At 36.3% G+C, this 13121-nt stretch carries 10 protein-coding genes; 5 read left to right on the forward strand and 5 right to left on the reverse strand.

What is annotated here, in order from left to right; all coding sequences use genetic code 11:
* Positions 1-36 precede the first annotated feature (36 nt).
* From cydC to AC4BC5_RS06480, 5 genes are all read right to left on the reverse strand, one after another.
* Positions 37-1779, reverse strand: coding sequence for a thiol reductant ABC exporter subunit CydC (gene cydC / locus AC4BC5_RS06460; RefSeq protein WP_490497296.1), 1743 nt, complete (start codon positions 1777-1779; stop codon positions 37-39).
* Positions 1772-3490 (reverse strand): thiol reductant ABC exporter subunit CydD, encoded by a 1719-nt coding sequence (cydD, locus tag AC4BC5_RS06465; RefSeq protein WP_490497297.1) that lies wholly within the window; start codon positions 3488-3490, stop codon positions 1772-1774. The genes cydC and cydD overlap by 8 nt, the downstream gene beginning before the upstream one ends.
* Before the next feature lie 4 nt (positions 3491-3494).
* Positions 3495-4508 (reverse strand): cytochrome d ubiquinol oxidase subunit II, encoded by a 1014-nt coding sequence (gene cydB / locus AC4BC5_RS06470; RefSeq protein WP_490497298.1) that lies wholly within the window; start codon positions 4506-4508, stop codon positions 3495-3497.
* Positions 4501-5922 carry a cytochrome ubiquinol oxidase subunit I gene (locus AC4BC5_RS06475; RefSeq protein ID WP_490497299.1) on the reverse strand — a complete coding sequence of 474 codons (1422 nt, stop codon included), beginning with the start codon at positions 5920-5922 and terminating at the stop codon, positions 4501-4503. Before AC4BC5_RS06475 ends, cydB begins: the two co-directional genes overlap by 8 nt.
* 284 nt (positions 5923-6206) lie before the next feature.
* Positions 6207-6980, reverse strand: a complete 774-nt coding sequence (locus AC4BC5_RS06480) for a sulfite exporter TauE/SafE family protein (RefSeq protein ID WP_490497300.1) — start codon at positions 6978-6980, stop codon at positions 6207-6209.
* 219 nt (positions 6981-7199) lie between these two features.
* On the opposite strand from AC4BC5_RS06480, the gene AC4BC5_RS06485 reads away from it, so the two are divergent.
* From AC4BC5_RS06485 to AC4BC5_RS06505, 5 genes are all read left to right on the forward strand, one after another.
* The gene (locus tag AC4BC5_RS06485) at positions 7200-8282 is read left to right on the forward strand and encodes a FecCD family ABC transporter permease (RefSeq protein WP_490497301.1); all 1083 of its coding nucleotides are present in this window, start codon (positions 7200-7202) and stop codon (positions 8280-8282) included.
* 2 nt (positions 8283-8284) lie between these two features.
* Positions 8285-9043, forward strand: coding sequence for an ABC transporter ATP-binding protein (locus AC4BC5_RS06490; protein ID WP_490497302.1), 759 nt, complete (start codon positions 8285-8287; stop codon positions 9041-9043).
* A gap of 16 nt (positions 9044-9059) precedes the next feature.
* Positions 9060-10073: an ABC transporter substrate-binding protein gene (locus AC4BC5_RS06495; RefSeq protein WP_490497303.1), complete on the forward strand. Its 1014-nt coding sequence runs from the start codon at positions 9060-9062 to the stop codon at positions 10071-10073.
* A 13-nt stretch (positions 10074-10086) separates the two neighbouring features.
* Entirely contained in the window at positions 10087-11094 is a 1008-nt protein-coding gene (locus AC4BC5_RS06500) for an NAD(P)/FAD-dependent oxidoreductase (RefSeq protein WP_490497304.1), read from the forward strand.
* 839 nt (positions 11095-11933) lie between these two features.
* Positions 11934-12923: a helix-turn-helix domain-containing protein gene (locus AC4BC5_RS06505; RefSeq protein ID WP_490497305.1), complete on the forward strand. Its 990-nt coding sequence runs from the start codon at positions 11934-11936 to the stop codon at positions 12921-12923.
* Positions 12924-13121 lie beyond the last annotated feature (198 nt).

A 13121-nucleotide genomic window follows, 5' to 3' on the forward strand; every position in this document is an offset into this window, starting at 1 on the left:
AATTAGTCTTCGCTAATTGTTCTTCTATCTTCTTTTTTATCGACCATCATCAATGGCTTTTAGTTTTTGATAACGCTCATTGGTTTTAGCCAATTCTTGTGGCGAACCGGTCATTTCCAATTGCCCATCTTCAATAAAGATGACTCGTTGCATCTTCTCAATTCCTTGTAAGTGATGCGTAATCCAAATGACTGTTTTCCCATCTAATTGGCCAAAGAATGTATCAATTAAGGCTTGTTCCGTAATTGGATCTAAACCAACAGTTGGTTCATCCAGTAAAACAATCGGTGTATCTTTTAACAACATACGGGCTAATGCCATTCGATGACGTTCACCACCAGAAAAACGCAACCCTGCTTCATCGACCATCGTATCCAAACCAGCTGGTAATTTTTCAACTAATTCTTTTAAACCGACCCGCTCAAGTACTTCCCAAACCTCTGCGACCGTTGCTTGTTCATTGCCGATCCGTAAATTATTTAAAATGGTTGTATGGAATAGATAGGGCGCCTGTTGGATAACTCCAATGTAATCTGAAATAGTATCACCTAAACAGTAGGTGTCAACGCCAGCTAAGGTTAATTGCCCACTGTTTGGAATCAAATCTCCCCGAATCAGCGTTGCTAAAGTACTTTTTCCAGAACCACTGCGACCTAAAATCGCGATTTTTTCACCTTGAGGAATCGTTAAATTCAAGTTATCCAGTACTTGACGCGTTCCTTTTTCATAACGAAAAGACACGTTTTGTACTTCAATATCCAATGAACCCGCTAAGGTTGTGACTGGTTCGATACCAGCTTTTTCAGGTAAATCATTTAAGCGTTCCAACGAATCTTTGTAGATATTCGTTTCTTGTGCAGCATCCGGTAAAACAGCAAACGCATCAACTAATGGAAAGACACATAAAACAAAAGCTGCAATCCAGTTGGCTGCTCCGCCATGATTTCCGACGAATTGCTGACTCGTCCAAAAAATCAATAGTACCACAATGATGCCAAACACGCTTTGTAGCAATAAATTGCGGCGGCGGTTAAAACGACGTAACTTTTCTTGAACTTTGAGCAATCCAGCTTCTGATTCTTCATGTAACTGGACATACTCTTGACCACGTTGGCTGAAAATCCAATCTGAGATTCCTAAAACATTATCCGTTAAATCGGTATATAACGCATTTTTCAATTGTTTTTCTTGTTCTTGTCGCGCGCCATTGACTAACACAGACCACAAGGGTAATAAGAACGTAACAATAAACAGCATCAAGGCCATGACTAATGCAAACCACCATGAAAAATAACCTAACCCAATAATTAAAAACGCATATAAAATCCACGCAATAACAGTTGGGAAAATTGTGCGTAAATACAAATTTTGAATATGATTAATATCTTCTGCTAGTAATCCTAAAATATCTCCCATTCGATAATTACGTTTAAAGAAAATTGCATCTTTTTCTAATGTTGTATACAACTTCAAACGTAATTCTGAGGTCATTCGTAACACCCAGTTATGACTAACTAAACGTTCGACATAACGGAAAACCGGGCGACTCACACCAAAGCCACGGGTAAATACAATGGGTACATAAATCATCAAAATATTTTCTGGTAACGACGCCGCTCGACTAATCAAATAGCCAGAGTTAAACATTAATGCTCCTGCAGAGAAAAATGTTAGAAAACCTAAAATTAAGGCAAGAACTAAGGCTTTTTTATATTTTTTTAAAAATGGTTTGACCCACGTATCTTTTTTAAAAGCTTTAAATAGAGGAATATTATTCACGTTCTTCCCTCCTCATTTGTTGCGTTAGTGCATAAAAATGGCCTTTGCGTGCCGTTAATTCAGTGAAACTACCGATTTCAACTACTTGGCCTTTTTCAATAACTATGATTTCGTCCATTTGATGCATCCAATGAAGACGATGAGTGGCAAAAAAGACTAACCGGTTCTCCATTAAAGGCAACATGCGCTCTTTTAATTCAACTTCCGTTTCAATATCCAAATGGGCTGTAGGTTCATCCAGTAAGAGAATTTTACGTTCTTTATCCAAAAAGGCACGAGCAACTGCAATTCGTTGCGACTGTCCACCACTTAATGCGCGAGCTCCGCCACCTAGTTGTGTATCTAGACCTTCTGGTAATTCTGCCACTAACTCTGATAGTCCCGCAACATGCACGGCTTCTAAAATCTCTTCTTCCGTAGCTTCTGGCGTATAAAAGGCAATGTTTTCACGTAAAGATGTTTGAAAAACATACGGATTTTGAGGAATATAAATCATTTGTTTTTGCCAATCTTGTTGGGCAAAATTGTTTACTGTTTGACCATCTAGCGTAATTGCGCCCGAGGTTGGTTGTAAAAAGCCACTTAGTGTGTTGATAAATGTCGATTTACCCGAACCACTCATTCCAATGATACCAATTTTTTTAAACCCAGTAACCTGATAATCAACTGCTAAGGCTGCTTGCTCATCATAAGTAACTCTCACATCCGTTAATGTCAAATTAGATTGTTGGGACCAGGTTGACACCTCAACTTGTTCCCCTTCAATTTCAGGTTCCTCTAAAATTTCACGAATAGCTGTCATTGCATTTTTTCCATCTAAGGTTGCATGATAATCACTTGCAAAATCACGAACCGGTAAGAAATATTCTGGAGATAAAATCAAAACCGTTAAGGCTGGAAACAACAATATACCACCTTCAATTAAGCGTAAACCTAATAACACTGCTACAATCGCCACAGATAACGTTGTAAAGAAATCTAACGCAAAAGTCGATAAAATCCCAATCCGTAGCGTACTCATTGTTGCTTTACGAAATTGTTCACTCGTTTTAAAAATACTCTTGCCATATTTTTTACTCAAGCCAAAAATTTTCAAGGTATCCACGCCTCGTAAAGAGTCAATAAAATGATTGGATAAAATTTGGAAGGCTTTGTATTGTCGATCCGCTTTTGCCTGAGCCGCATATCCTAAAATAATCATGAAGATAATAATTAATGGAAAAACTAATAACAAGACAATCCCCGATTCAATATCTAAAAAGAAGACCACTGCTAAAATTGGCCAAGGGATAATCGTCATATTCATCATTTTTGCTAAAATCAAGTGAATATAATTTTCAACTTGGCTAATGCCATCTAACGCCATAGTCGTCATATTACCAGTTCCTTGTTTTTGCACAATTTGCGGACCCACACGAAAGATTTTTTCTAATAACTGCTGACGCAAATAACTGGCTTGTTCAGCTGAATAATGATCCAATAGTTTGTCACGTAAAAAAGTTACACCGTGACGAGCAAAATAAATTACAGCAAAAGCACCAATCATCAAATATTGATCTGTAATTTTTTCGCCACTCCATAGATTAGTGATAACGGTTGATAATGTATACGCTTGCCCAATTATAAAGAGGGCTTGCAAGGCTGAAAGCCCTGCAAGCATCCCCATAATTTTTCTAATATTGGGCAAACCGAGAATCGCTTTGTCCATCATAAGATTAGTACCCCGCTACGTTTGTATGTTTAATACGTTTTCTAAAGATATAATATGACCAAATAGTATACGCTAAAACAAATGGTAATAACCCAATTGCTACAAAACTCATAATTTTTAACGTATATGGCGTTGATGACGCATTTTCAATCAACAAATTGTATTCTGGACTGATTGAGCTAATCATCAAACGAGGGAATAAACCTGTAAATAATAAAACAACTAATGATACCAGTGTTAAACCACTAGCAATAAATGCTGTTTTTTCTTTTCCTTTAAATAAAGCTAGATTTGCTACGACCGTGAAAATAACCATTAATGCTAAGAATGTCACGGTTGAAGCAAGTTTTACTTCAAAGAAATCCGTATTAAAGTATAACAACACCGCAAACGCTACAAGTCCAACATACGCAATTCCGTATAATGCTTGTGCGTAATTACGTGCACGTGTACGAATTGGTCCAGTTGTCTTTAATGAAATATAGTTTAAACCATGTAAATAAGATAATAATGTTAACGCAACTCCCCCGACGATTGAAAGAGGATTAACGTAATCTGTAAAGGTTGCACTCATATCTCCATTGGCATTGATTGGCATCCCTTGCACTAAACTAGTGAAAAGCAACCCAAAACAAAATGGAACAATCAAACTACCAATACTTAATGTCCAACCCCAAATCCAGCGTTTTTCAGCTGGCATATGATGACGGAATTCAAATGAAACGCCACGAATAATCAAACCAACTAAAACAAGGAGTAAAATTAGGTAATAACCACTAAATAATGAGGCATACCAGTATGGAAATGACGCGAACATTGCGCCACCTGCTGTAACTAACCATACTTCATTTCCATCCCAAACAGGTCCAATTGTTTCGATCAATTGATCTTCTTCTTTTTCATTGTGTGCAAGTGTTTTAACAGACATCCCTACACCGAAGTCAAAGCCTTCTAAAAAGAAGAAACCTGCAAATAACACACCGATTAAAATATACCAAAATAATTGTAAACTACTCATTGAAAGCACCTCCCGCAAAAGGATCAATTGTAGGTTCTTCATGCTCTGCTGCTTCTAACGCATCTGGCCCTTTTCTTAAAGTACGAACAACCAAATAGACCATGATTGAACCTAACACTGAGAATAAGGCAAAATACACGATATTTGAAATTAACAGCGAAATTGCAGATACATTTGGTGATACACTTTCTTCAATTGTAAATAAACCGTAAGCTGTCCAAGGATAACGACCTAATTCTGTTAACAACCAACCAGCTGTATTAGCTAAGAATGGTGCAAACGTAGTTAAGGCGACAATCCACAGCATCCATTGTTTTTCATAAAGAATTGGTTTCTTTTTACGTGTTAAGAATAAACCAATTCCTGATACCATCAACATCAACATACCAAAACCTGCCATAACACGGAAGTTCCAGAATAAAGCATTGACGGGTGGGAAGTAATTTCTATCCCCATATTCTTCAATTAATCGTTCATTGATGGTATTCATCCCATCTACAGAACCTGATAATTCATGATAAGATAAGATACTTAAAATGTAAGGTACTTCGACACCAAAAACACGTTCTTTTTCTTTTTCATTCATCCAGGCAACTAGTGTCCAAGCTGCAGGATCTTCAGAATCTTCATACAAACCTTCTGCTGCTGCAAACTTCATAGGTTGTGTTTCAAGCATGGCTTTCATTTGGAAGTCACCGGCTGCTAATACTGAAAGTGAACCCACCAAACCGACCCAAAGCCCAATACGCAATGATTTTTTATATACAGTAGTGCTAAGCTCCGTCAACGTATTTTTCTTCAACAGACGGAAAGCTGCCATACCAGCAACAGCAATTCCTCCTAAAGTAATTGCTCCTGCAATAACATGAGAAAATTCATACATAACTTTTGGATTCGTAACTAATGCAACGAAATCATTCATTTCTGCACGACCATTATTGATAGTGTACCCTACTGGATGTTGCATGAAACTGTTGGCAACTAAAATCCAAAAGGCTGACATCATTGAGCCTATAAATACTAGCCAAATAAAAACAACGTGTAATTTAGGACTCACTTTATCCCAAGTAAACATCCATAATCCTAAAAATGTTGATTCTAAGAAAAAGGCAAGTAAAGCTTCGACTGCTAATGGTGCACCAAAAATATCTCCCATAAAACGAGAATATTCTGACCAGTTCATACCAAATTGAAATTCTTGAATAAGTCCTGTTACTACCCCTACTGCAAAACTAAGTAGAAATATGTTTCCCCAAAATTTTGCCATTTTTTTGTAAAATTCATCTTTTTTCGTCACATAAAGAGTTTCCATAATTGCCACAACTAATCCGGTACCGATTGAAAATGGTACAAAGAAAAAGTGGAAAACCGTCGTCATCGCAAACTGGATTCGAGCTAATGTAACAATATCCATAATGATTCCTCCTCTTCTTTATTTTAGGAAAAATAAAGATTATTAAATCTGTGCGTGAACCCATGAAATAGTTCTAAAAATTACGTAACTTGTTACAAATTACTCTTACTAATAATTTCTTTAAAAAATAATCGTTTATCAGCAATTTTTTTCCTAAATCGTTCACTCACACTTCCTCATTATCAATGATATTCCTTTTTGACGGAATTGCAATAAATAGGCTTAAAAAAAGTGCTTTCTTCATGCATTTATTTTAACTTTGTGAAAAAATGATATTATTTCCATTAGAATAAACGACTAGCGTTATAAATATTGATTAATAGGACACATAAAATGATTCCTTGAAAGATAAGTGTCACCTTTTTTGCAGAAAAAATAAGGCTCGCTTTTGCACCTAACAGTCCTCCTAAAATTGCAGCGGGGATAACAAACCAAAGCATCATTAAGTCGTATCGTTCAAAACCAGTAGACAAAGCAATTGTCACTAATTTAGAAAGCTGTGAAAAGAAAATCGTACAAATCGAATACACCGTTGCATCTTTAATAGGCATCGCAAACAGTAACATTAACGCTGACACATTAATTGGTCCTCCGCCAATCCCTAGAAAACTAGCGAGAAACCCTAAAATTAATCCACACAAAAGATACCAGGGAACACCCTGCAACGTAAAATTTTTCCATTCGTAACGAGAATATAAGAATGCAAAAACTAACGTAACAATCGTCAAAATGATTTGAATAAATTGCACTATTTCTTCGTTTGTTAATCCTAATAATTTTTCAAATAATAGATTGCCAAAAATTCCACCAATCACTGCTCCTAACGAAATCCAAATAACTAGCTGCAAACGAATCGACATCCCATTTTTAATTTGTCGATAGGTCGACACAATCGACATGACAAAGACTGCGACTGTCGAATAAAAAGAAATGGCGGCCACTGAATCCTGCGCTATAAAATCCAAGACTGGTTTAATAATCACACCGCCACCCATTCCTGAAACCGAACCAATCGTGTTAGCAAAAATAATTACCAAAAAATATAAGATTCCAGTCACTTCTTTTCCCTCCTTATTTCTTTAAAATTCTCCCAGATAGAGCCTTTTCTTTAATGATACTCCTTCAAAAATAAAAAGCCAATGTTAGAAAATTTGAATAATTCACAAAAAAATAGATTGAAAAATAAAAACGAGCATGTTACTATATCTGACAATGAGAATCATTCTCATTTGAATAAAAAAATTCTCATTACGTTATGAAGAACAGAAGGTGACTCTTTGCAATTAGCAAAAACAATCAATAAACCCACTCTCCCACGTAATACACAGCTTTTGATTACACTGGGATTCATTGCACTCTTTATTTTTTCTATTTTATTTTCATTAGGCAATGGACAAGCCGATATTTCCTTTACTGACATTTGGCAAATTCTTTTGTATAAAACAACTAATGGCGCACTTGGGTCAATCGATAATGTCAATCAATCCGTCATCAATATTATTTGGTTTGTTCGTACCCCTCGTGTTTTAGCTGCTATTTTTATCGGTTGCGGATTAGCCATCAGCGGATCGGTTATGCAGGCGGTCGTACAAAATCCTTTAGCTGATCCTTATATTTTAGGAATCTCCTCTGGTGCTTCTTTAGGAGCAACTTTTGCCATTATGGTGGGCTTTGGAACAGCTAGTGTCTTTTCACAAATCAGCTTATCCTTCAGTGCCTTTTTAGGCGCACTACTTGCAACATTTTTTGTCCTCCTACTCTCTAGTGTTGGTGGCAAAATGACCTCTATAAAGTTAGTCTTATCTGGTACCGTCATCAACTCCATTTTCGGTTCCATCTCTAGTTTAATTGTCTTTTTGGCAAATAATGCAGAGGGCATGAAAACAGTCACTTTTTGGTCGATGGGAAGTTTAGCTTCAGCAAGTTGGGGCAAATTACCACTTTTAGCAATCGTTACGATGATGGTTAGTCTGTTCTTTTCTTTCCAATTTCGAGTGTTAAATACAATGCTTTTAGGTGATGAGGCGGCAGTGACCTTAGGCATTCCATTAGGAACCTATCGCAAGCTTTACATGGTGATTGCCTCACTATTGACCGGTTTAATTGTAGCAAACTCCGGTATGATTGGTTTTGTCGGTTTAATTATTCCACACATCGTTCGTGGCGTTTATGGTTCAGATCATAAAAAATTATTGCCGATGTCTGGTTTTGTGGGTGCGCTATTTTTAGTTTGGACTGACTTATTATCACGTGTTTTATTGCCAAATACGGATTTACCAATTGGGATTTTAACAGCAATTATTGGTGCACCTATTTTTATCTATATTATTCTTAAAAAAGAATATCGTTTTGGAGGTTAGAGATGTTAGAGATAGAAAATTTGTCAGTCAAATTAGGGAAAAAAGATATTATTCAGCAGCTCTCTCTTTCTATGGAAACAAATCAATTTGTCGGTATTATTGGTGCAAATGGTAGTGGAAAATCAACGTTGTTAAAAACAATTTATAAAGGCTTAATCCCTGAAACAGGAAAAATTGTCTATAACAATATGGATTTATTGCATACCTCTGCCAAAAAAGTTGCACAAAAACTTAGTGTCGTAGGACAATTTAATGAGCTAAGTTTTGATTTTACCGTTTTCCAAATGGTCTTATTGGGACGAACACCTCATAAGCGTTTATTAGAAACGGACTCTCAAGAAGATTATGCGATTGTTGAAAAAGCTTTACACGAAATGGGATTGACAGATTATCGTGATGAGAGTTTTCTTTCCCTTTCTGGTGGTGAAAAACAACGCGTCATCTTAGCACGTGCTTTGGCACAGCAACCGGAATTTTTAATTTTAGATGAACCAACGAATCATTTAGATATTCGTTATCAATTAGAGTTAATGGAAAGTGTTAAAAACCTCAATATTGGTGTTTTAGCTGCTTTGCATGATTTAGATTTGGCGGCGGCTTATTGCGATTATGTCTTTGCTATGAAAAATGGGGAAATTATCACTGCAGGTACACCAGAAGAAATTTTTACAGAAGCATTGATTGAAGAACTTTACGGGATTCGCTGTGTTGTTTATCGCAACCCGATTACAGAACATTTAGCATTTCATTATTATATTTAGAATAGGTGGAACTTAGATGAAAAAAACAGTAACTCTTTTAGCAGCAGCCTTTATTTTTACTTTAAGTGGCTGTGGCAACACAAACGATACTACAGCTAGCACAAGCTCAACAGACAGTAACTATCCATTAACAATCAAAAACGTTACAAAAGTAGAAGGCGGGATGGAATGGACTGAAAAAGATCAAGTTTTTGACAAAGCGCCTGAACGTGTATTGGCAAATACTCGCCCTGCAGCAGAACTATTATTACACTTAGGTTTAAAAGATCAGATTGCTGGCGTGGGTGCGGTATTTGGTATGGATGACCCTGATGTAAAAGCTGACTTTGATGAGTTAAATCATTTATCGGATGGGTATATTAATAAAGAAACGGCATTAAGTGTTGATCCTGATTTGATTTTTGGTCGTGGTGGTTTATTTGATAATGCTGAATGGGGAAACGGAACCGTTGACTCAATCAACGAAATGGGTATCCCGACTTATGTTCAAGAAACTTCTACCCAAGATGCAACATTTGAATCTGTTTATAATGACATTGATAACTTAGGAAAAATCTTTGATGTCGAACCTGCTGCCGAAAGTTTTAAAGCCGACTTAAAAGAACGTGAGCAACACTTAAAAGATCGTGTCAAAGAAGTTGGTAATGATCAAAGCTTTGTCATCTTGTTTATGACTGACCCAAATGAAATATCTACTTATCCAGCATATGGCGAAAGTTTCTTTAACTCGATGTTCGATATGATTGGTTTAGATAATGTATTGCGTGATGTGCAAGGTGATGTTTCTTTAGAAACATTAATTGAAACCGACCCAGATGTGCTAATTGTTCCCGATTGGACGACAACGACAGCTGGTACAAAGAAAAATGACATGGTGGATGCCGTTTTAAATAATGAAAAACTATCAAGTATGAAAGCAATCAAAAACAAACAAGTATATTCTGTTGATTATAACTACATGTTTGGTTACGGCTATCAATCACTCGCAGGAATGGAATTACTAATTGACGAAATGTATGGTGAAAAATAGAAAGAGGGATTCGATGACACAAGCAATAGTGGATGTGGTGATTATTGGTGGCGGTCCAGCTGGATTGTATGCTGCCTTTTATGCAGGTCTTCGTGATCTGACTGTAACAGTACTTGAAGCACAAGATGAGTTAGGTGGAAAAATCAATTTTTATCCAGAAAAATTCGTTTGGGATGTTGGTGCGCTACCCGCAACACGTGGGATTGATGTTCGTACCAACTTAATCCAACAAGCCCAAACGTTTCACGCAAACTTTTATACAAGTTCTAAAGCTGTCGAAATTACTAAAGAAGATAACGTCTTTTATGTAGAAGATGAACAAGGTCGGATTCATCCTTGTCGTACTGTATTATTTGCAATTGGTGGCGGAATTGTCTCACCCAAAAAACTAACTGCTCCGATTGATACGGCAGTTCAAGAACATGTCTATTACGCCTTTCCAGACTACCGTATTTTAAAAGATACGCATATGGTGGTTTCTGGTGGCGGAGACGGTGCAGTCGATTATGCAAATGAATGCTTAAAATTTACAGATAGTGTGACAATTATCTATCGCGGTGAAAAACTCAAAGCACATGAGGCCTCCGTTACTTCCTTTAAAGAAAACGGTGGAAAAATCATCCTGGCTAGTGATATTCGCGCAATCCGTCAAGGTATCGACAAACGCATGGAATTATTGCTAGACGACCATGCGACGTTAAGTGCTGATCATCTCCTTGTGCAACATGGACATGATCGTGACAGCTCATTCTTAGATAAGCTTGCCTTTGAATTTCATCGTGAACAAGATTTTTATCTGTCTTGTGAGGAACCAACGATTACCAATATTCCTGGTTGTTTTGCAGCTGGCGATATTCAATTTTCAAAAGGGAAAGTCTACTTGTTAGCGGGTGCCTTTCAAGAAGCTGCACTCAGCGTGAACCAAATCAAGCAATACCTTGATCCAGAAAGTTATGGTCATGGGATGGTTTCTTCTCATAATGAAAAATTTGATGACTTAAATCAAGCCTTAATTGATTAACAACATTCAAATATTTTTTAGTTATTACTTTAATTGGAACTTAATCACGTATATAAGCCAATTTATATGTAACTCAACAGAATTCGGGGATAAATAAAAGTTCCGAATTCTGTTTTTTTAATAATTTTTCCATCATTATAATCATTCCTGTTGCATTCCACTCAAGGCACACCCCCGAAAAAAATAGTGTACTCTTTAGAACTAACCTTATAAGAATATAGCTATCCTCTCTATTGACTTCTCATTTGAAATACTGATAAACAGCTGCTACTTCCATTTTTTTATTATACTGTCTCAAGAAGAATACCGATATCTGTAAATGCTATGACAGCAATTAAAAGTGCAGGGTTGCCTATTTGCTAAGATACTACTTGTTAGGATTGGTTTGGTGGCCTTTTTTAGTTTTCTCGTTGTTTATCTCTTTTTCAAAACTTTCTTCCTAAAAATATTCACTTTCTAGACAAGAAAAACCGATTTTGTCTCACATTAAGCTTTAAAAGCACTTTTGATTAAACGATCAAAAGTGCTTTTTTCTTTGAATTAGCATGTTTATTATGAGGAAATTTTACTCATTATGAAATCTAAGAAAAAAAGAAAAAACCGCGGTATCTTCGTATTTATAGAATGAATGGCTAAAAACTAACTACTTAATATTAGCTCTTAATAAGGGAAATTAGCTCTTATTGACTATAATTTCCTTCTTTTCTGACCTAAAAGTAGCGAATTAAGCAAATTATGACTGATTAAGAGTAGTTTTGACTACTTAAGAGTGGTTTTTGGCTTTTAAGGAATTTTTGTCTGCAGAGTATCTTGTGATATTTTTGCAATGAGGTGATTAGATGTTTAAATTATTGTTAGAAAAACCCGATCAATTAATCTATCAAGTTTTTAGTTGTTTACAAGAAAAAAATCCGTATCCGTTAACAGCTTTAGCGTTACAATTAAACAAAAAACCTGGAGTTATTAAACGTGCTTTACAAGATTGGCAACAAGATCCGTATAATCGTTCAACAGGGATTGGCTTTTATATAAAAAAAGATGCGATTCATGGAATCTATGGCAAAGAACATGCGCCACTCTTTTTTAGTACCTTATTGCATCGGAGCGAATCTTTTCAGCTGTTATTAAAAATCCTATACCATCCTTATCGCTCTGCAACTCAGCTACAACAAGAAATGCATATCAGCTCAGCCACCTTTCAGCGCCGTGTACGACAGTTAGAGCCGGTGTTACAAGATTACCATCTGCAGTTATCTTTTATGCACTTGCCAGCTCTTAAAGGAGACGAAATGCAAATTCGTTGGTTAACTTTTTTTGTCTCATTAATTGCCGATCCGCCTTTTCACTCTTCACCAATCGATTGGTGGTATCGCTACAAAGAGCTTTGTACCCATCGTCCACTTTGGTTAGATACTTGGCAACCACCTATGACTGCTTATTATCAACCATCCTTTCAATTGAATGAACGGGGCAGTGCTTTTCTATGGCGCCAATTAATCGGTCTAGAACCGCTCTGGATGAAAAAAGAAATGTCCGAAATGCTTTCCTTTGCTCTATATGCGCATACAACACTGGATTCAATTTATTTTACTGAAGTCCTTCAACAAATTCATCGTATACATTGTTGTTGCTCTTTATTTAATGGAACCTTGTATTTCCCACCAATTCCTATTTCAAAAGAAGCCCAACGTTTGACTCAAAGTTTTCGTTTGTTATTGCCACAATACAATGACTTATTAACGAAACATCCTGAATTACCAATGTTGTATCAAGGTGTTTTAGAAAAATATTACTTTTTAGAACGCGGGTTAATGGTTTCAGAAGAATAAAAAAACTTGACAAAAAAAATTAAATTCGTGTAATGTACGAACGAAATTCAGCATGATACTATTTTAGTGTAGAAAAAGAACACTATCCTAACTTTCACTTTTCTCTACAACTTGACCTCTAAACATTTAGAGGTCATTTTTTAGTTACGTTCAATAAAATAAGCCGCTATCTTGTTCTCGAAACAAAATAGCGACCTA

It is taken from the genome of Enterococcus sp. AMC2644 (assembly GCF_058216475.1).

What these genes read in the sequence shown, in the direction of transcription:
- cydD (WP_490497297.1), bottom strand. Translation starts at nt 3,490, where the DNA reads ATGATGGACAAAGCGATTCTCGGTTTGCCCAATATTAGAAAAATTATG.
- AC4BC5_RS06505 (WP_490497305.1), top strand. Translation starts at nt 11,934, where the DNA reads ATGTTTAAATTATTGTTAGAAAAACCCGATCAATTAATCTATCAAGTT.
- AC4BC5_RS06490 (WP_490497302.1), top strand. Translation starts at nt 8,285, where the DNA reads ATGTTAGAGATAGAAAATTTGTCAGTCAAATTAGGGAAAAAAGATATT.
- AC4BC5_RS06475 (WP_490497299.1), bottom strand. Translation starts at nt 5,922, where the DNA reads ATGGATATTGTTACATTAGCTCGAATCCAGTTTGCGATGACGACGGTT.
- cydB (WP_490497298.1), bottom strand. Translation starts at nt 4,508, where the DNA reads ATGAGTAGTTTACAATTATTTTGGTATATTTTAATCGGTGTGTTATTT.
- AC4BC5_RS06495 (WP_490497303.1), top strand. Translation starts at nt 9,060, where the DNA reads ATGAAAAAAACAGTAACTCTTTTAGCAGCAGCCTTTATTTTTACTTTA.
- AC4BC5_RS06500 (WP_490497304.1), top strand. Translation starts at nt 10,087, where the DNA reads ATGACACAAGCAATAGTGGATGTGGTGATTATTGGTGGCGGTCCAGCT.